The 18,876-nt window shown below is 50.0% G+C and carries 19 protein-coding genes; 10 read left to right on the top strand and 9 right to left on the bottom strand.

Translation table 11 applies throughout. The features are described 5' to 3' along the window. Position 1: 1 nt before the first annotated feature. The 7 genes from J3B89_RS09335 to J3B89_RS09305 form a co-directional block, all read right to left on the bottom strand. The gene (locus J3B89_RS09335; protein ID WP_215397266.1) at positions 2 to 514 is read right to left on the bottom strand and encodes a chalcone isomerase family protein; all 513 of its coding nucleotides are present in this window, start codon (positions 512 to 514) and stop codon (positions 2 to 4) included. After that, a complete protein-coding gene (locus J3B89_RS09330; RefSeq protein WP_215397265.1) occupies positions 498 to 998 on the bottom strand; it encodes a DUF2878 domain-containing protein in 501 nt (166 codons plus the stop codon). Before J3B89_RS09330 ends, J3B89_RS09335 begins: the two co-directional genes overlap by 17 nt. Next, positions 998 to 1,735, bottom strand: coding sequence for an SDR family NAD(P)-dependent oxidoreductase (locus J3B89_RS09325; protein WP_215397264.1), 738 nt, complete (start codon positions 1,733 to 1,735; stop codon positions 998 to 1,000). The genes J3B89_RS09330 and J3B89_RS09325 overlap by 1 nt, the downstream gene beginning before the upstream one ends. A 61-nt stretch (positions 1,736 to 1,796) precedes the next feature. Then, on the bottom strand, positions 1,797 to 2,099 hold the full coding sequence (locus tag J3B89_RS09320; RefSeq protein WP_215397263.1) for a hypothetical protein: 303 nt from the start codon (positions 2,097 to 2,099) through the stop codon (positions 1,797 to 1,799). A gap of 62 nt (positions 2,100 to 2,161) precedes the next feature. Next, positions 2,162 to 2,860: a tRNA (adenosine(37)-N6)-threonylcarbamoyltransferase complex dimerization subunit type 1 TsaB gene (gene tsaB, locus J3B89_RS09315; protein ID WP_251372322.1), complete on the bottom strand. Its 699-nt coding sequence runs from the start codon at positions 2,858 to 2,860 to the stop codon at positions 2,162 to 2,164. A 1-nt stretch (position 2,861) separates the two neighbouring features. Next, the gene (yoaA, locus tag J3B89_RS09310; protein ID WP_215397262.1) at positions 2,862 to 4,787 is read right to left on the bottom strand and encodes a DNA repair helicase YoaA; all 1,926 of its coding nucleotides are present in this window, start codon (positions 4,785 to 4,787) and stop codon (positions 2,862 to 2,864) included. 91 nt (positions 4,788 to 4,878) lie between these two features. Then, positions 4,879 to 5,130, bottom strand: a complete 252-nt coding sequence (locus J3B89_RS09305) for a hypothetical protein (protein ID WP_215397261.1) — start codon at positions 5,128 to 5,130, stop codon at positions 4,879 to 4,881. A gap of 453 nt (positions 5,131 to 5,583) precedes the next feature. On the opposite strand from J3B89_RS09305, the gene hisG reads away from it, so the two are divergent. The 10 genes from hisG (at position 5,584) to J3B89_RS09255 (ending at position 17,002) form a co-directional block, all read left to right on the top strand. Further along, on the top strand, positions 5,584 to 6,492 hold the full coding sequence (gene hisG / locus J3B89_RS09300; RefSeq protein ID WP_215397260.1) for an ATP phosphoribosyltransferase: 909 nt from the start codon (positions 5,584 to 5,586) through the stop codon (positions 6,490 to 6,492). Between the two features lie 2 nt (positions 6,493 to 6,494). Then, positions 6,495 to 7,817: a histidinol dehydrogenase gene (hisD, locus tag J3B89_RS09295; RefSeq protein ID WP_215397259.1), complete on the top strand. Its 1,323-nt coding sequence runs from the start codon at positions 6,495 to 6,497 to the stop codon at positions 7,815 to 7,817. A 3-nt stretch (positions 7,818 to 7,820) separates the two neighbouring features. Then, positions 7,821 to 8,936, top strand: a complete 1,116-nt coding sequence (gene hisC / locus J3B89_RS09290) for a histidinol-phosphate transaminase (protein WP_215397258.1) — start codon at positions 7,821 to 7,823, stop codon at positions 8,934 to 8,936. Continuing rightward, a complete protein-coding gene (gene hisB, locus J3B89_RS09285) occupies positions 8,933 to 10,003 on the top strand; it encodes a bifunctional histidinol-phosphatase/imidazoleglycerol-phosphate dehydratase HisB (protein ID WP_215397257.1) in 1,071 nt (356 codons plus the stop codon). The genes hisC and hisB overlap by 4 nt, the downstream gene beginning before the upstream one ends. Beyond that, on the top strand, positions 10,003 to 10,596 hold the full coding sequence (gene hisH / locus J3B89_RS09280) for an imidazole glycerol phosphate synthase subunit HisH (RefSeq protein ID WP_215397256.1): 594 nt from the start codon (positions 10,003 to 10,005) through the stop codon (positions 10,594 to 10,596). Before hisB ends, hisH begins: the two co-directional genes overlap by 1 nt. Then, positions 10,593 to 11,330, top strand: a complete 738-nt coding sequence (gene hisA / locus J3B89_RS09275) for a 1-(5-phosphoribosyl)-5-[(5-phosphoribosylamino)methylideneamino]imidazole-4-carboxamide isomerase (RefSeq protein ID WP_215397255.1) — start codon at positions 10,593 to 10,595, stop codon at positions 11,328 to 11,330. The genes hisH and hisA overlap by 4 nt, the downstream gene beginning before the upstream one ends. After that, positions 11,312 to 12,085, top strand: a complete 774-nt coding sequence (gene hisF / locus J3B89_RS09270) for an imidazole glycerol phosphate synthase subunit HisF (RefSeq protein WP_215397254.1) — start codon at positions 11,312 to 11,314, stop codon at positions 12,083 to 12,085. The genes hisA and hisF overlap by 19 nt, the downstream gene beginning before the upstream one ends. A gap of 310 nt (positions 12,086 to 12,395) precedes the next feature. Further along, positions 12,396 to 13,010 carry a bifunctional phosphoribosyl-AMP cyclohydrolase/phosphoribosyl-ATP diphosphatase HisIE gene (gene hisIE / locus J3B89_RS09265; protein ID WP_215397253.1) on the top strand — a complete coding sequence of 205 codons (615 nt, stop codon included), beginning with the start codon at positions 12,396 to 12,398 and terminating at the stop codon, positions 13,008 to 13,010. A 194-nt stretch (positions 13,011 to 13,204) separates the two neighbouring features. Further along, positions 13,205 to 14,695, top strand: a complete 1,491-nt coding sequence (locus tag J3B89_RS09260; RefSeq protein ID WP_215397252.1) for a diguanylate cyclase domain-containing protein — start codon at positions 13,205 to 13,207, stop codon at positions 14,693 to 14,695. Between the two features lie 153 nt (positions 14,696 to 14,848). Beyond that, positions 14,849 to 17,002, top strand: coding sequence for a S46 family peptidase (locus tag J3B89_RS09255; RefSeq protein WP_215397251.1), 2,154 nt, complete (start codon positions 14,849 to 14,851; stop codon positions 17,000 to 17,002). A gap of 239 nt (positions 17,003 to 17,241) precedes the next feature. Here the strand turns inward: J3B89_RS09255 and J3B89_RS09250 are convergent, their stop codons facing one another. Both J3B89_RS09250 and J3B89_RS09245 read right to left on the bottom strand, forming a co-directional pair. Further along, the gene (locus J3B89_RS09250) at positions 17,242 to 17,673 is read right to left on the bottom strand and encodes a CBS domain-containing protein (protein ID WP_215397250.1); all 432 of its coding nucleotides are present in this window, start codon (positions 17,671 to 17,673) and stop codon (positions 17,242 to 17,244) included. 82 nt (positions 17,674 to 17,755) lie between these two features. Continuing rightward, a complete protein-coding gene (locus J3B89_RS09245; RefSeq protein WP_215397249.1) occupies positions 17,756 to 18,619 on the bottom strand; it encodes an EamA family transporter in 864 nt (287 codons plus the stop codon). Between the last annotated feature and the right edge of the window lie 257 nt (positions 18,620 to 18,876).

Below are 18,876 nucleotides of genomic sequence, written 5' to 3'. Positions count from 1 at the left end.
GTTACTGCGCCGCTATTAACTGGCGGCGCAGTTTAGGTGCGCTGGTATCAGGGTGCAGCCAGATATCAAAAAATGCCGTGCCAAAAGCGCTGTCTTCCAGCCTACCTGTTTCAGTGCCATTAAAATAAAATATCACACTACCATCTGCGTGCAGCAATGCCGCCAGGGTGTCGCCCTTTTTTACATCCTGCCACAGGCTTTGTAACTGCTGCGCCCATTGCTGTTGCTGTGCTTTGCTGCTGTGGCCCAGCTTTTGCCATTCATCTACCGTGGCATCGATAAACTGCTGTCTGGTAATATCGCGTTTATAAGTCAGCTCCAGCAATAAAGGTGTACTTTGCTGGTAACTGTCAAACTTACCATCTTCACTGGCTAAACGGGCATCGTATAACTGCCAGAACATATAGCGGTATGAACCCTCGCCAACCGTTGTCAGCTCAGGCACTGCCGCCGCATTAAAACCAACGCCACCGGCCAGGCCCAGCAGCAATAACAGACTATACGGCTTTAACATACCACCTCCTGCTTTGGCCAAGCGCTACGGCAATAAGCGCCCAAACCACAATTAATACCAGTGCAGAGTAAAACTGCAGCGGAAACTGCAAAACCCCGCCACTTAACGCTGCCCCGCCCCAGTAAGATAAGGGGCCGCCGCTGGCGCCCAATATGGCTGCCAACCAGGGTTTAGTCAGTACCTTGGCCATAAACTCCACGGCGGCCAAAGCAAACACAGCCCACAGCAGCACAAACCACAACGGCAATAGCGCGTCACCACTAAACTGTATAACGCTCAGGCGCAGCAACAGCGTGTCTATGCCGATGCCTGCCAACAATATCAGCAGTACTGCAATGCGCCCCGCTTTATCCATCTGCCACAGGCCATAAAGTAAGTAAGCTGAAACTGGCAGTACAGCCTGTTGCTGAAAATACACCAGCGCAAACCAACACAGCTCAAAACCAACCAAAGCACGCCAGTTAAAACCTTGAGTGCATCCCATTACTGTTTCATCCTTCTGGCGACACTGTTGCGCAGATCATACGGCAGTAACGACAACAGCTTTAACAACACACTTAACCGGCGTGGGAAGCGGATCCGGCTGTTGCCTTTCGCTAATCCGCTATAAATACGGCTGGCCGCTTGCGTTACCGGCACTAAAAACGGCATAGCAAAATCGTTTTTTTGCGTTAACGGTGTATCAACAAAACCCGGCTCAATTAAACTGACACTAATACCGCTACCGGCTAAATCTACCCGTAAACTATCGACAAAATAACTGACGGCAGCCTTGCTGGCGCCATAGGCTTCACTGCGGGTAAAAGGGAAAAAGTGTGCCATTGAACTGACAATAGCCAACTGTGGTGTTAAAGACGCTTTTAGCAGCGGCATAAAGTATTTGGTGGCCGCCACCACAGCGTGAAAATTAATAGCAAAGGTGCGTTCAAACGCAGCCAGATCGAGATTGTTGGCATCAACATACTCGCAGGTACCGGCATTAAGCAGCAGTAAATCCAGCACTACACCGTCATCAGCTAATTGCCGGGCAGTACTTTGCAAAATGGTGTTGTCGGTAAGGTCCAGCGGTAAAGCGCGGATAGCAGGGTTTTGCGCCAGCTCATGCAGCTTATCGGCAGAGCGCGCCACCGCATAAACTGTCCAGCCGTTTGCGGCGTAATGCAACGCTAATTCGCGGCCGATGCCGGAGCTGGCACCGGTAATTAAACAAACAGAAGTCATAACCGTCTCTATGCAGAATTTCTCTGCTTAGACTACGGCGATAAATGATGATTGGTTTTATTCAGGCGTAAAGATCGACGCCGAGCATTGATTGCACTTCGCTGCGGCGTTGTTCATTGGCCTGGCTTTGGTAGGCATCTATGGCCTGTTGGCTGCGCCGGTCATTGGCAGAGCTGAAGTTTGCTTGCCGGCGGCGTTCGTCGTCAAGCTGGCTTATCACCTCATTGCTGGCACGTACACCGCGGCCTTGCGGCAACTCGGTAGCGGTTTCATTGCGCGGCAACGCACGGCGTGGCTCATTACCGGCAAAAACGCTGCTAATGTTGGTGGTGGCATTCAGGCTCTGATTAACGTTTAACGTCATAGCATCATCACTTAAGCAAACTGGCTTAATTATAACCAGAAAGCATTAATAACCAAGTTATTTTATCTTCCCGGCAGTTTTTGCCAGGTTACATCATCACGCACATACACCGGCTCAGCCAGCTCTGCGGCGATAAACTGCCCGGCAGCAAGTGCGGGCTGCGCCAGCGTCAGCATATCCTGCGCCGACGGATATAAAATATCATTGGCGATAACAGCGGCCTGTTTTTGCAGCAATACATCAGCATAGGTTTGCCAGCCGGTGCCGACAGCATGTACTTCACCACTGAGATCAAAGCCACTGATATCCTGCGGTTTAATGGCCACTTCGCTGCTGCCTGGCTGCATCAGACCCTGTTGTAAGGTAAAACTGCCGATATACACCTCGGCCATACGGGCATCTATTGCAGCTACTACCTGCTTAGCTGCATAAAGCCGGTGCGCGGCCTGCGCCATTGCCGCCAGGGTAGATACGCCATATACCGGTACGTCAGCACCAAAGGCCAACCCCTGGGTTACTCCCACGCCAATGCGCACCCCGGTAAAGCTGCCGGGGCCCCGGCCAAATACAATACCGTCCAGTTGCTTCAGGCTGATCCCGGCCTGGCTTAGCAACTGCTGCACCATTGGCAGCACGCGTTTGCTATGCTGCTGCGGACAAACTTCGTCCAGCGTCAACATATCCGTACCAACCTGCACTGCAACTGAGCAGGCTTCAGTTGAGGTATCAAGGGCAAGTAGTTTAATGATGGCTTTGTCCAACTTAATTATCCTGTTTCATTTGTTGTAAAAAGTTTACTGCTTCATCCAGTGAGCGGGTACGGCGCATCGGCGGTAAGCTGGTTAAAAATACTTCACCATAGGGCTTAGTAACCAGACGGTTATCACAAATTACCATTACACCACGGTCAGTAACATCACGAATTAAGCGGCCTACGCCCTGCTTTAAGGTAATTACCGCTTGTGGCAGTTGAACTTCGGCAAAGGGGTCCAAACCGCGCAGGGTGCAGTCTTCGCTGCGCGCTTGCAGCAAAGGTTCATCCGGTGAAGCAAAGGGCAGTTTGTCTATGATTACGCAGCTTAGCGTATCTCCACGTACATCTACGCCTTCCCAAAAACTACCGGTACCTAACAGCACGGCATTATCCAGTTTAACAAACTGCTCCAGCAATAAACGCTTGCCGCTGCTGCCCTGCACCAGCACCGGCTGGCGTATCAGATCGGGCAGCTGTTTCGCTACCAGTTGCAGCATACGATGGCTGGTAAATAAAAAGAAACAGCGGCCGTTATTGGCTTCAATAAGCCTAACGGCAATTTGCAGTAACTGCCGTGCCATGCCCTGCTCGTGCGGCTCGCTCATATAGCGCGGCACACATAACAGTGCTTGCTCAGCATAGTTAAACGGGCTTTCCAGCAGCAGGGTTTTGGCGTTATTCAAGCCCATTTGTGCCGTGTAATGGCTAAAACCGTTATTTACCGACAAGGTAGCCGAGGTAAACACCCAGCTGCGGTTATCGGCCGCTACTATGTCACGAAACTTATCTGCAATACTCAGCGGCGTTAAATGCAGGCTAACGTGCAAGCGGGTGGTTTCATACCACAGGCTAACACCGTTTTGCTGCATGTCGGTAAGCTTTAACAGCCGTGCTTTACACAGCGCTAAGCGCTCAAAGGCATTATCAATTAAATCGCTGCGGCCAAGGCTGCTTTTCATTACCAGATACAGCATATCTATGGCTTCGCTAACGCGGTTCAGTGCCGTTTGCATCTCTGGTTTTTGATAAGCCTCGCGCCAATTGCCTTTAGTGGCGTCATTGCCAAACTGCAGGCGCCAGTCTTTGATCAACTGCGCTACTTTATCGGCAGTTTTCGCCAGTTGCGGATGATCACGCAGTTCGGTTTTACAGGCAACATCAATATCACGGCACAGATCGAGTAACAGGCGGCTGGAGACATTTTCGCCAAAGTAGTCACTGGCAATATCCGGCAACTGGTGTGCTTCATCAAAGATAATCACATCCATTTGCGGCAGCAGCTCACCAAAGCCGGTGTCTTTTAATGCCAGATCAGCAAAAAACAAATGATGGTTTACCACTACCAAATCAGCAGCCTGGGCTTTTTTACGGGCTTTTAACAGATGGCAATCTTCATACACCGGGCAGTCTTTGCCAAGGCAGTTGTCTGTGGTGCTGGTAACATAGGGCAAGGCTTTGGAGTCTTCGCTGATATAGCTTAACTCACCGATATCGCCACTTTGGGTTTCGGCCGACCACTTTTTGATCAGGCTTAAATCCTGGATCAACTGATCATCCTGCATCGGCACATGGTTGTAATGCTGCTCTAAACGAAACAGGCAAAGATAGTTGCTGCGGCCTTTAAGTAACGCCAGTTGTAACGGGCTGGCCAGAGCTTTAACTACTTTGGGCAAATCGCGGAAATACAGCTGTTCCTGCAGGTTTTTGGTGCCGGTAGATAACACCACTTTTTTACCGCTTAACAGCGCCGGCACTAAATAGGCATAGGTTTTACCGGTACCGGTACCCGCCTCTACCACCAGGGCGGCAGGTGTTTCAATGACATCCGCTACTGCCTGTGCCATTTCTACTTGCGCTTCGCGGGCATTAAAACCGGCAATATGCGCAGCTAAAGCACCGCCCGGTGCAAAAGCACTGGTAACCTGCTTACGCATAACAACTCAGATTGTGATTAAAGAAAGTAGACAGCACTGAAACAACCGGCAGAAAAATAAGGCGGTTATTATGCCTTAATGGCGGGAAAATTCAGACAAAAATATCCAGATGACCATCTTTATCAACATGCTGGTCTTCTTCCGGCGTGGTGTAAGGCGCATTGGGGTATTCTTGCTGGCGTGGATCACGCTTGCGCACAGGCCGGGTTAAAATAAGGTACTTTTGTTCGTTGGGCTTAATCGGGCTTAAGCGCGCCTCTTTAAAAACCGGCACCACAACTTTCGGATCCTGCTCTATTGGCGTACCCGGTACACGTTGTATAAAAGGCATAAAAGCATCCATCAGCTCATCCTCAAAGCGATTTACCCGTTATCGGCTGTCCGGTTGAAAACTTTATCTCAAACCCGCATTGACTATACAAGTTGACCATTTTTTAAGCTTAAAATTCCAATGTCTGGATTTTAAAAGAAAATAATTTATTGCCACCCATAGCCAATAAACACACAAAACAACTTAATTTCAATAACTTAAAAATAGAACTGTAATATATTCAAAACCAAAACAGGCTTGCACTTGCTGCTACACAAGGGTAACTTGTATAGCAACTTAACCAGCAAAACCCTGATTATGAATATTATTACTGTACTGCACCATCATCATAGGTACTAGCCGTCCGCTTTGTCGGAGGGCTATGGTCTGGCGCTCCGGTGGTAAAGTAATAAACAAAAACCCCGCGCCCAGGCCGGGGTTTTTGTTTATTACTTTACTAATTTTATTATCGTCACGGAGACCAGTATGAGTCCGGCAACAGAATCTAAACGCTTACGTATCGCCATGCAGAAATCCGGCCGTTTATCGGTCGACTCTCAGGCCCTGCTTACCAGTTGCGGTTTAAAAATTAACCTGCGTGAGCAGCGTCTTATTGCCCATGTTGAGAATATGGATATTGATATTCTACGGGTGCGCGATGACGATATTCCGGGTCTGGTGATGGACGGTGTCTGTGATTTGGGTATCGTGGGCGAAAATGTGCTGGAAGAAGAGTCATTACAGCGCAAACTCGACAACGACAGCTTCGATTACACCGTATTAAAACGGCTCGATTTTGGTGGTTGCCGTCTGTCCATCGCTGTACCACAGGAAGAAAGCTACAGCGGCGCAGTGTCGTTGGAAGACAAAACCATTGCCACTACCTACCCGCGCCTGCTGGCACGCTATTTAAAGCAACAAGGCGTAAATGCCCGTATTGTTAATTTAAAAGGTTCGGTAGAAGTGGCCCCCCGCGCCGGTTTAGCCGATGCCATCTGCGATCTGGTATCTACCGGCGCTACGCTCGAGGCCAATGGTTTAAAAGAAGTCGATGTGATTTACCGCAGCAAAGCGGTGCTTATTCAGCGCAAAAACCTTACCGACGAGCGCCAGTTGAAGCTGATCAGCAAGCTGATGCCGCGCATTAACGGCGTAATGCAAGCCAATGAAAGTAAATACATTATGTTGCACGCACCGCGCGCCCGCTTGAACGAAGTAATTGCGCTGCTACCGGGTGCGGAAAACCCGACGATGCTGCCGCTGGCCGGTAACAGCGATATGGTAGCCATTCATGTGGTTAGCAGTGAAACGTTATTTTGGGAAACCATGGAACAGTTAAAGGCACTGGGCGCCAGCTCGATTTTAGTATTGCCAATTGAAAAGATGATGGAGTAGCTATGATCGGGGTAATTAACTGGGCGCAGTTATCAAAAAGCGAGCAGCAAGCTGCACTGGCACGGCCGGAACTTGCCGATTCAGCCAGCTTAAGCGACCAGGTGCGTACTATTATTAAGGCTGTGCGCCAGCAGGGTGATGAAGCACTGGTAGCATACAGCCGCCAGTTTGATGGCCTGAATGCCAACCCACTGCGCTTAAGCCCGCAAACCAAACTGGCACAGTTAAACCGCTTACTGCCAAAGCGCAAAGCGGCGATAGAACTGGCCTATGACAATATCCGCAAATTTCACGCTGCGCAGTTGCCGCGTGAAATCGAGGTAGAAACCAGTGTTGGCGTAGTGTGCCAGCTTAAAAGCCATGCTATTGCTGCTGTCGGTTTATATATTCCCGGCGGCAGTGCCCCACTGCCCTCCACGGTGTTAATGCTGGGTGTACCGGCACAACTGGCAGGCTGTAGCCGTATTGTACTGGTTACCCCACCGGGTAAGCCTGAAGCGGGTGATATCGCGCCGGAAATTCTGTACGCGGCCGAATTGTGTGGCATTAGCGAGATTTACACCATTGGCGGAGCCCAGGCGATAGCCGCGCTGGCCTATGGCACAGACACTATTGCTAAAGTAGATAAAATTTTTGGCCCGGGTAACCGCTATGTTACCGAAGCTAAACAGCAAGTGAGCCAGGATGCCAAAGGCGCGATGATCGATATGCCGGCCGGCCCGTCTGAAGTGTTGGTGCTGGCCGATAGCAGCGCCAACCCGGCCTTTGTTGCCGCCGATTTACTATCGCAAGCTGAGCATGGCCCCGACTCCCAGGTGGTATTAGTTAGCAACAGTGCTGACTTGATCAGCGCAGTACAGGCCGAGGTAGCCATTCAATTAGCACAACTACCCCGTAAAGATATTGCCGCCGCCGCGCTTAGCCATAGCCGCTATATTTTAACCGCCGATTTAACTCAGGCCGTGGCGGTAACCAATGCTTATGCGCCGGAGCATTTAATAGTGCAAACCGCTTGTGATGATGCGCTGGTTGATACATTTACCAGCGCCGCCAGTATCTTTGTTGGTAAATGGACGCCTGAATCGGCCGGAGATTATGCCAGCGGCACCAACCATGTGTTACCGACATACGGCTACAGCAAAACCGTGTCCAGTTTGTCGTTAACCGACTTTTACCGGCGCTACACAGTGCAAAAATTATCTGCTGACGGTATACGCCATATAGGCCCGGCCATTGAAGTGCTGGCCACTGCAGAAGGCCTGCAGGCTCACGCCAACGCAGTAACCCTGCGCCTGGCCGCCCTGACAGAGCAAGCAAAGGAATAAACCATGAGTAACAGTATTAATTCACTGGCCCGTGACGCAGTAAAAGCCATAGTGCCTTATGCCTCGGCCCGCAGCAGTATGAGCGGCGGCGCTATCTGGCTTAACGCTAATGAAAACGCGCTGGCGCCGGAATATAGCTTAAGCGGCAGTTTTAACCGCTATCCGTCGTGCCAACCCAAAGCGGTGATCGACAGCTATGCCACTTATGCCGGTGTAGCAACAGAACAGGTATTGGTAAGCCGTGGTGCCGATGAAGGCATTGAGCTGTTGATCCGCAGCTTTTGTGAGCCGAAACAAGACAGCATCAGCATTTGCCCGCCAACTTACGGCATGTATGCCATCAGCGCGCAAAGTAACCAGGTGCCGGTGAATATAGTGCCGCTTACCGCCGATTTTACGCTGGATTTGGCGGCGTTATTTTCTACCACGCCCAAACTGGTGTTTATTTGCAGCCCGAATAACCCCACCGGCGATTTAATCCCGCGCGAGCAGATTATTGCCGTGCTGGAGCACTATAAAGACAGCGCCTTAGTAGTGCTGGATGAAGCCTATATTGAATTTGCCCCGCAAGCGTCAGTAGTTGATTTACTACCACAATATCCAAACCTGGTGATACTGCGCACCCTGTCTAAAGCCTTTGCTTTGGCGGGCCTGCGCTGCGGCTTTACGCTGGCCGCGCCGGATATTATTAATGCGCTAAAACAAATGATTGCGCCCTACCCACTTGCTGAACCGGTAGCACAAATTGCCGCACAAGCTTTAACAGCTGAGTCTGTCGCGGTAATGCAAAACACCGTTACAACAATAAACACCTTGCGGGACGAATTTATCGCTTATGCCAAACAGCGCAGCGGCATTAGTAAAGTGTGGCCCAGCAATGCCAACTATGTATTGCTACAGGTAGACGATGCGGCAGCATGCGTAGCGGCACTTGCACAACAAGGCATTTTAATTCGTAATCAATCCAGCCAGTTGGGGTTGTCGCAGGTAGTACGGGTGTCTGTCGGCAGCCCGGCTGAAATGCAAGCGCTCTGCAGCGTAATGGATAACTATTTTAACTCGCTGACAACCCGGCAGCAGACAGCATTACAACAAACAGTACAGAGAGAACGCGCATGAGTGGCCAACCTATTTTATTTATCGACCGCGACGGCACCATGGTAGAAGAGCCGCCGGTAGACAAACAGCTCGACAGCCTGGAAAAACTGGCCTACGAGCCAGGCCTGGTGCCTGCTTTGTTAAAACTACAAGCTGCTGGCTACCGTTTAGTTATGGTTACCAATCAGGATGGCCTGGGTACCGATAGTTTCCCGCGTGATACCTTTGATGCACCGCACAATAAAATGATGCAGTTGCTAACCTCGCAGGGTATTCAGTTTGATGACGTACTAATTTGCCCGCACTTTGATAAAGACAACTGCAGTTGCCGCAAACCTAAACTGGGGCTGGTAAAAGACTACCTGCAGCAGGGCAAAATCGACTTTACCAACTCTTATGTAATTGGTGACAGGCTAACCGATGTGCAACTGGCAGAAAATATGGGCCTGCCGTCATTTCAATATAATCGCGAGAATCTGGGCTGGGGCGAGATTACCAAGCGCTTACTAAGCCGCGGCCGTAAAGCGACCGTGCGCCGTACCACACGCGAAACCGATATCGAAATTTCAGTGGATCTGGACAGCAGCGGCAATAACTTTTTTGACACCGGCGTCGGCTTTTTCGACCATATGCTGGAGCAAATTGCCACCCACGGCGGTTTTTCGCTACAGGTAAAAGTAAGTGGTGATTTGCATATTGACGATCACCACAGCGTGGAAGACACCGCACTGGCGCTTGGCCAGGCATTAAAGCAGGCACTGGGCAATAAACGTGGCATCAACCGCTTTGGCTTTGTGCTGCCTATGGATGAATGCCGCGCCGAATGTGTGCTTGATTTATCCGGCCGGCCACTGTTTGTATTTAACGGCGAGCTCGGCGAAGGCGCAGTTGGCGGCTTAACTCTGGAGATGGTGCCGCACTTTTTCAGATCAATAAGTGATGCCATGTTAATGACGCTGCACCTAAGCATTACCGAAGGCAATAAACACCACAAGGTAGAAGGCCTGTTTAAAGCTTTCGGCCGCGCGCTGCGCCAGGCCATTACCGTTTCAGGCGAAGCGCTACCCAGCTCAAAAGGGGTACTGTAATGCAACTGGTGATTGTTGACACCGGCTGCGCCAATATCAGCTCGGTGTATTTTGCTTTTAAACGCTTAGGCGTTAAAGCCAGCATCAGCAGCGATGCCAGGGTAATTAAAGCAGCAGATAAAGTGCTGCTGCCGGGCGTAGGTACGGCCCACAACGCCATGGCCAGGCTGCAACAGGCTGAACTGATTAATACCCTGCAAAGCCTGCAACAACCCATGCTGGGTATTTGTTTGGGTATGCAACTGCTTACCCGCCATAGCATGGAAGGTGACGTAGCCTGTTTAAACCTTATTCCGGGCGAAGTGCTGCCAATGCAAAGCGGCGAGCTCCGTCTGCCGCATATGGGCTGGAATACGCTGAAAAATATCAACAACCATCCGTTAATGCAGGGTTTTACCGAAACAGACTACGTGTATTTTGTTCATAGCTTTGCCGTAGCACCAGACAGCTACAGCCTGGCACAGTGCCATTATGGCAACGATTTTGCGGCAGTAATTGGCAAAGATAATGTTGCCGGAGCCCAGTTTCACCCCGAGCGCTCTGGCAAAACCGGCGCACGTTTATTACAGAATTTTCTGGAGTGGCAATTATGATTATTCCGGCAATTGATCTTATCGACGGCAATGTGGTGCGGCTGTATCAGGGCCGCTATGACAATACCACTGAGTACGCGTTCAGAGCGATTAACCTGCGTAATCAATATGCTCAGGCCGGTGCCGACTGGCTGCATATTGTTGATTTATCGGGTGCCAAAGATGCCGGCAAACGCCAGTTAAAATTATTAACCGAACTGATGACAGCCTCACCACTGCATATTCAGGTTGGCGGTGGTGTGCGTAGTGAGCAGGATTTAATTGACTTACTCGACGCCGGTGCCGGCCGTGTGGTTATTGGCAGCCTGGCCATTCGCCAAAGCAAGCTGGTACAAAGCTGGGTGCGTAAATACGGGGGCGAGCAAATTGTGCTGGCGCTGGATGTTGCCATTAATGAAAAAGGCGAGAAAACCCTGCCATCACATGGCTGGATAGAACAATCTGATATTACGCTGGAGCAGGTGCTGGACGGTTATATCGCTGCCGGTGCCCAGCATGTGCTTTGTACTGATATCAGTAAAGACGGCACCCTAAGTGGTGCTAATGTGCAGTTGTATAAAGAGCTGGCAGCAAAGTATCCGCAAATTCAGTGGCAGGCTTCCGGCGGCATCGGCTCATTAAATGATATCCGCGCTTTAATTGGCAGCGGCGTAGCTGGCGTTATTTTGGGCCGCTCGTTACTGGAGGCTAAGTTTACGCTTGAGGAGGCTATAGCATGCTGGCAAAACGGTTAATTCCCTGCCTGGATGTGCGCGATGGTAAAGTGGTTAAGGGTGTGCAGTTTCGTAACCATGAAATTATCGGTGATATAGTACCACTGGCCCAGCGTTACGCCGAAGCCGGTGCAGACGAACTGGTATTTTACGACATTACCGCATCAAGCGATGGCCGCGTAGTGGATAAAAGCTGGGTGCAGCGCATAGCAGAAGTGATCGACATTCCGTTTTGCGTGGCCGGTGGTATTAAAACGGTGGCTGACGCCGGAAAGATTCTGGAAATGGGCGCAGATAAAATTTCGGTTAACAGCCCGGCATTGGCCCGGCCAGAGTTGATTAACGAGCTGAACCACCATTTTGGCCAGCAATGCGTGGTGGTAGGTATCGACAGCTTTTTTGATGTTACCAGTGGCCAGTACCAGGTATATCAGTTTACCGGCGATGAAAGCCGCACGCAGAAAACGCAATGGCTTACCCGTGATTGGGTGGCTGAGGTGTTAAAACGTGGTGCCGGTGAAATTGTGCTTAACTGCATGAATCAGGACGGTGTACGCCAGGGTTATGATATTGCCCAGTTAAAAAGCATCCGCGATATTTGCACAGTACCGCTGATTGCCAGTGGTGGCGCCGGTACTATGCAACATTTTACCGATGTGTTTAACCAGGCAGATGTAGACGGTGCCCTGGCGGCCAGTGTGTTTCATAAAGGTATAATTGAAATTGCGGCGTTAAAAGCCAAACTGATTGCCGATGGTATCAGCATCCGGCCGTAAGAACGGAAACGGAGCGTCGAACACGCAATCGCTGCGTACATTTTTGCTGCGACACGCCATAAACCGTCCATGGGGGCTCGTCTCAGCCCGTCCGGGGCTTCAACGGTCACAGCAAAAAGTACATCCGCGCTTGCTTTGCTTGTGCCAGCCGTTAAGCAAATGTCTTAAGCGACGAGGATTAGCTGCTAAACAGAGCGTCTGTGGCAAGGATGCCACAGAGGAGCCTACAGGGAGGTATTTACGGCGTCTCTGTGTGCAGCTAAACCTCAGAGCCTACTAGCCGGTACAATAAAACGAATAAAGGTTACTTATGAACGAAGAACAAATCAAAGCGCTAAGCTGGCCCGATAACCAGTTATTACCCGCAATAGTCCAGCACGCCATCTCTGGCAAAGTACTGATGCAGGGTTATATGAACCCAGAGGCGCTTGAACACACACTGCAAAGCGGCCAGGTGACGTTTTTCAGCCGCAGCAAACAGCGGCTGTGGACTAAAGGCGAAAGCTCCGGCCATACACTCCAACTGGTTAGCATCGACAGCGACTGCGATGCCGACAGCATTTTAGTGCTGGCACTGCCGCAAGGCCCCACCTGCCATGTGGGTACTGAAACCTGCTGGCACGATAGTAGCGCCAACAGCCCGCAACTGGCGTTTTTATATGACTTAGAGCAAGTGATAAAACAGCGTGAAGGCGCAGATCCTGCCAGCAGCTACACCGCCAGTTTATTTGCCAAAGGCGTAAAACGTATTGCGCAAAAAGTCGGTGAAGAAGGTGTCGAATCAGCCCTTGCTGCCATGGCTGGCGATAAAGAAGAACTGGCCAATGAAGCCGCCGATTTAATCTTCCACCTGCTGGTACTGCTACGCAGCCAAAAGCTGGAGCTGAACGATGTAATTAAGGTACTGCAACAGCGGCATAAATAACATGGTTAGATTAAAACGGCAGGTGTAGTTTTAATTTATACAGCCAGCGCAAGGTTATGGATTTATAACCGGCGCTGGTTTAACTTACTATAAGGTTTAAAGTTAACGTGGCAACAATACTCTCCCTTGACTACACTGTTAACGTTATTAGGATTAAACCGCCGCATATGTAAGCCGAGGCTAAGCAAATCCAGATGCAGGACGTATCCACCGGCAATGCTCAATCACAGCAGATATCAGACAATGAACCAGCCAGCAAACTGGTTGCTACTGTTGATTTTTCAGCCCTTAACACCGCTTTTAACAATGTCCGGCAGCTAATGGGATCCCCCGTGGTATTGCTTGATATAAACGGCAAGGTGCTGGCGTCATCTGACTGGCCAGATGCCCGTAGTGATTTAGCGCAGGTAACTGAGATGTATGCCGAATACGGCCAGCATGATTACGCGACGCCAATAATACTGGACGGCGAACATATTGCCAATTTGCTGGTTGGCAAGCGCCGGCTAAATAACAGCAATATGGATAAAGCCCAGCTCAACAGCATAATGCAAATGCTGGCGCCACTGACGCTACAAATTACAAAACTCAGCCTGATAAACGCCCGCTATCAGCAGCACCTGCAACAAACAACACGCAAGGTAGCTCAGCATACGCAGGAGCTACTACTACAAAATCAAATTTTAAGCCAGATTAGCGAAGGTACCGAATTAAAAAGCATATTGCACACCCTGGTAACTCAGGTAGAGCTGCTGCATCCCGAAATGCTGTGCTCAATTCTGTTACTGGATGAGGACGGTAAAACCCTGCATCATGGTGCAGCACCATCATTGCCGGATAGGTACAATCAGACATTAGACGGTATACCTATTGGCATGGGCGTAGGTTCTTGCGGTACAGCGGCGTTTACCGGAGAAACGGTTATTGTGACAGACATCAGCACACATCCTTACTGGCAACCTTATCAGGCACTGGCGCAGTTGGCCGATGTAAAAGCTTGCTGGTCGCAGCCGGTAAAAAATGCCCAGGGTAAGGTGCTGGGTACCTTTGCTATTTACCATCATCAACCGGCCACCCCTTCAACTGAGCAGCTTAATATTATTAAAGCTTATAGCAACCTGGCTGAGCTGGCTATTAGCCGTAGCCTTAGTGCCGCACAGATCCGCCGATTAGCGTTTTACGATAACCTCACCGGCCTGGCCAATCGACGTTTATTAGAAGAACACTTACTGCAGGCGATAGCATCCAGCCAACGCAGCCAAAAGTACAGTGGTTTAATGTTTATCGATCTGGACAACTTTAAACCGGTAAACGATATATACGGCCATAAAAAAGGCGATAACTTACTGGCAGACGTAGCCAGCCGTCTGCTTAGCACCGTGCGCCAGACAGATACCGTAGCCCGCTTTGGTGGCGATGAGTTTATTGTATTACTGCGCGATATTGATACGGATGCCGATCGCAGCAAACACTATATGCAACAAATTGCCACCAAAATTACCCAGGTGCTTTCCCGCCCCTATCCCTTATCTGAAAACCATATGCATCAATGCGCCTGCAGCATCGGTCTGGTATTGTTTCAGGGTAACAATAACAGTGATGAACTACTACGCCAGGCCGACACAGCTATGTATCAAGCCAAACGGCTGGGCCGGAACCAGCCTTGTTGGTTTTCCGATAAATAAGCCGCTGCTATCAGCCAACGCTTGAACGACGACACCTGTCGCATAGCAGCATCCCCACCTTTAGCAGAGTATTGACAAGGCCTGTGCAGGCATCGACTATAGTGGCCGTCTTACGTGTAATATTCCTGTCAAAATTAAAATAAAAGAGTACTTATGAAAAAATCCATTCTGATGCTGGCACTGGCCAGCAGTTTTGCCATGGCTGATGAAGGCATGTGGATGCCACAGCAACTGCCGCAAATTGCCACCGAATTAAAAGCCGCAGGGCTGGAACTGGACCCGGCCAACTTAAGCAAATTAACCGAATTTCCGGCCGCTGCTATTGTCAGTTTGGGCGGTTGTTCAGCCTCTTTTGTTTCACCCAATGGTTTAGTTGCCACTAACCACCACTGTGTTTATGGCAGCATTGCGCATAACTCAACACCGGAAAACGACTTACTGGCCAACGGCTTTTTAGCCCAACAGCTTGGCGATGAAGTTGCTGCCGCGCCTGGCAGCCGGATTTTTGTCACCAAAGCCGTAGATAACGTTACCGATCAAGTGATTAATACCCAAACCGCTAAACTAAGTGGTAAAAAGCGTATCGATGCTATTGAAGCTAACCAGAAAGCTATTGTCGCTGAATGCGAAAAAGACGAAGGCCACCGCTGCACCGTAGCCGCCTATTACGGCAGCTTAGAGTTTTACCTGATCAAACAGCTGGAAATTAAAGATGTACGTTTAGTGCATGCTCCGGCCGAAGGTGTGGGCAAATTTGGCGGCGACACCGACAACTGGATGTGGCCACGCCACACCGGCGATTACAGTTTCTACCGCGCTTATGTCAGCCCTGAAGGTAAATCGGCTGATTACAGCATAAATAACGTGCCCTATAAGCCGGATTATCATTTAACGCTGGCCAAAGACGGCTTAAAAGAAGGCGATTTTGTCATGGCACTGGGTTACCCGGGCCGAACTAACCGCCACCGTTTACCAAGCGAAGTCAGCGAAACCTTTGAATGGGCTTACCCCAATACCGTGGCACAGTTTAAAGACACCCTGGATATTATTGCCCGCGAAACGGCCAGCAATAAGGATGCTGAGTTAAAGTACGCTAGCCGTGTTGCCGGCTTAAATAACTATATGAAAAACCGTCAGGGCATGCTGGACAGCTTTGCCCAAAGCGACTTTTTACAGCGTAAAACACAAGAGCATAAAGCGCTGACAGCCTGGGTTAACAGCAACAGCGACAATAAAAAAGCCTACGCTAAAGACTTAACGGCAATAGAAAAACTGTTAAAAGAAAACCAAACCAAAGAACGGGCCAATTACCTGCTAAACAACGCCACGCCGCGCCTGCTGGCAGCATCACGCGCGTTGTATCGTTTAGCGCAGGAAAGCACCAAACCGGATGCACAGCGTAAAGCTGGCTTTCAGCAGCGCGACATTCCGCGCTACAAAGCTTTTGTTGCCGGTATGGAGCGCAACCTGGATGTTGGCGTAGAAAAAGCGCTGGACCTGCACAACCTGAGCAAATACGCCGCTTTGCCGAAAAAACAACGTAACGCCGATTTTGACAAAGCGATGGGCATTAAAGATGGCATGAGCAGCGAACAGCTGAAAAACCTGATTGACAGCTGGTACGCCAACAGCGATTTAACTGATTTGGCTAAACGTACTGCCCTGCTGGACAGCACACCACAGCAATTTGCCCAAAGCAGCGATGCTTTTGTCAAAGCTGCGGTAGCACTGTATCAAAGCGATTTAAAACGTGAAGCTGAAGAAGAAGAACTGGCCGGTAAAATTCAGCAGGCGTACGCCAGCTATATGCGCGCCAAAATAGCCTTTATGCAGTCTAAAGGCCAGGCCGTTTACCCGGACGCTAACAGCACACTACGGGTAACTTACGGTAACGTAAAAGGCCGCGCGCACGGCACTGAAGATGGCAACGCCTGGGCGCCCTTTACCACGCTGCGCGGTATTACTGCCAAAGCAACCGGTGAAGGCGAATTTAATGCACCGCAAAAACAGCTGGATGCGATAAAAGCCAAACAATACGGCCCGTATAAAGTAGAGAGCTTAAATTCTGTACCGGTAAATTACCTGGCTACACTGGATATTACCGGCGGCAACTCAGGCTCGGCAGTATTAAACAGCAAAGCCGAACTGGTAGGTTTAGCCTTTGACGGCACGCTGGATTCCATCATTTCAGATTGGGATTTCAACCCGGACAACACCCGTTCTATTCAGGTAGATCACCGTTTTATGCTGTGGCAAATGCAGCTGGACGGCGCAGATAACCTGTTACAAGAAATGGGTGTTCAATAACCATCCGCAAAAAAGGGCCGCAAGGCCCTTTTTCATTCACAGCTCCGGATCGAACCGACTTGTCCACACAGACACGCCGTAAATACATCCCTGTAGGCTAGATTATAAACTTCGTCCATGAAGTTTATCCTGCGGACCAGCTTCGCTGTTCAAATTCGCTCCAGACGAATTTGTCCGCATCCATGCCGTCAACGGTCTGTTTAGAACAAGTCGATTCTCACCAAAGTGAGTTCAATCGTCTAAGTTGCTTTTTCAAGTAATTCAGCCGCCAGCCTGACAAAATCTGAAGAGGTCAGTATGCCCTTCAGTTTATTGTTTTCATCTACCACCGGCATACAACCATGACGGTTTTTAACGAAAAACCCCGCCACTTCTTTTAACGATTGCTCCGGCGTTACTGCAGCAAAATCGGTAGCCATCATATCGGCTACCAGCTGTTGTTTTTCTTTACGCTCCAGCGCGGTGGCGCCAAACTGCGCCATTAAGCCCATTACTTTGGCAATCATAATTTTTTGCGTCAGCATTCCCACCAAAATACCATCGGCATCTATTACCGGAATATGGCGGATATTTTTGCCACGCATTAAATCATGTGCATCTTTTAAACTGGCCCCCCGGGTTACACATAAGGGATCTGGCGTCATTAATTGGGCCACAGTAGTAATGGTCATAACAGTCTCCGTATTAAAACAGGTTTTCAGTTATACCGCATAAGGTAGACCTTCAATTGGCGCTGGATCAAGTTTTTGCCGTTTAGTCAGGCTTTGAACTTATCGAACTGCCAAGCGATGCCACGATAACCAGGCCTATCGCCAGCCACTGCCATAGCGTAAGCAATTCTGCCAGAATAACAAAGCCAGCCAGCGCGGCTATTGCCGGTTCCATGCTCATAAAAACGCTAAAGTTTTGCGATGTCATATTACGCAGTGCCACCATTTCCAGTGTATAAGGCAAAGCACTGGATAAAATACCCACCAGCAGCCCCAATGGCAGCACCTGCCAGCTAAGCAGCGCCATGCCCTGGCTCACAGCACCTAGCGGCACCAAAAAAGCAGCCGCCACTGTCATACCCAGTGCCACTGTAATACCGCCCGAAGCCTGCGCATTGGTGCGCTTACCAAATAAAATATACCCGGCCCAGCACGCACCTGCGCCAAGTGCCAGTACTACGCCAATCGGGTCCAGCGCGTCGGCACCACGCATATCGGGTAGCAGTAATAAAATGCCGGCAATAGCGCAGGCTACCCAGATTAAATCGCGTTTACGTCGTGATAAAAACAATGCAACGGCCAAAGGCCCGGTAAATTCCAGTGCTACGCCAATACCCAGCGGAATACGGGCAATAGCTAAATAAAACAAGATATTCATACCGCCCAGACACAGGCCATAAGTCACTATAGCATTCCAGTCACGCCGGTTTGTTGGCAAACTGCGCCACGGCCGGAATACCAGCCACAGCACCAGTGCAGAAAACCCCAGCCGCAGCGCGGTAGTGCCCTCGGGGCCTATTACCGGAAACAGTTGCTTGGCAATAGATGCACCAGACTGAATAGTCAGCATTGCCAGCAAAACACTGACCACCGCCACAACCAGGTTACGATTGAGCACAATTGACATAAGTTTAAAACCCGACAGAACGCAAAAGGTAAGAGCAGCATTGTAACCCGCCGCCAGCGCCAAATGTAACTGAGTGCGCACTGAATTACGCCGCGGTTGCGTTATTTCAGGGCAAACACAGCGTTATCCGGCATAACCTGCTGTGGAATTACACCAATACGTAAAGAAAATATCATTTTGCAGCAATCATTTAGGCACATATTGCTATTAAGCAAGCATTTGGCACATTAGCTGCTTTGCTTAAGCTAACGGTATTT

It is taken from the genome of Rheinheimera oceanensis, from assembly GCF_018831085.1.
GTDB classification, from domain to species: Bacteria; Pseudomonadota; Gammaproteobacteria; order Enterobacterales; family Alteromonadaceae; genus Alishewanella; species Alishewanella oceanensis.
Note: the sequence above shows the minus strand (reverse complement) of the source record. Positions and strands in the feature narration are given on the sequence as shown.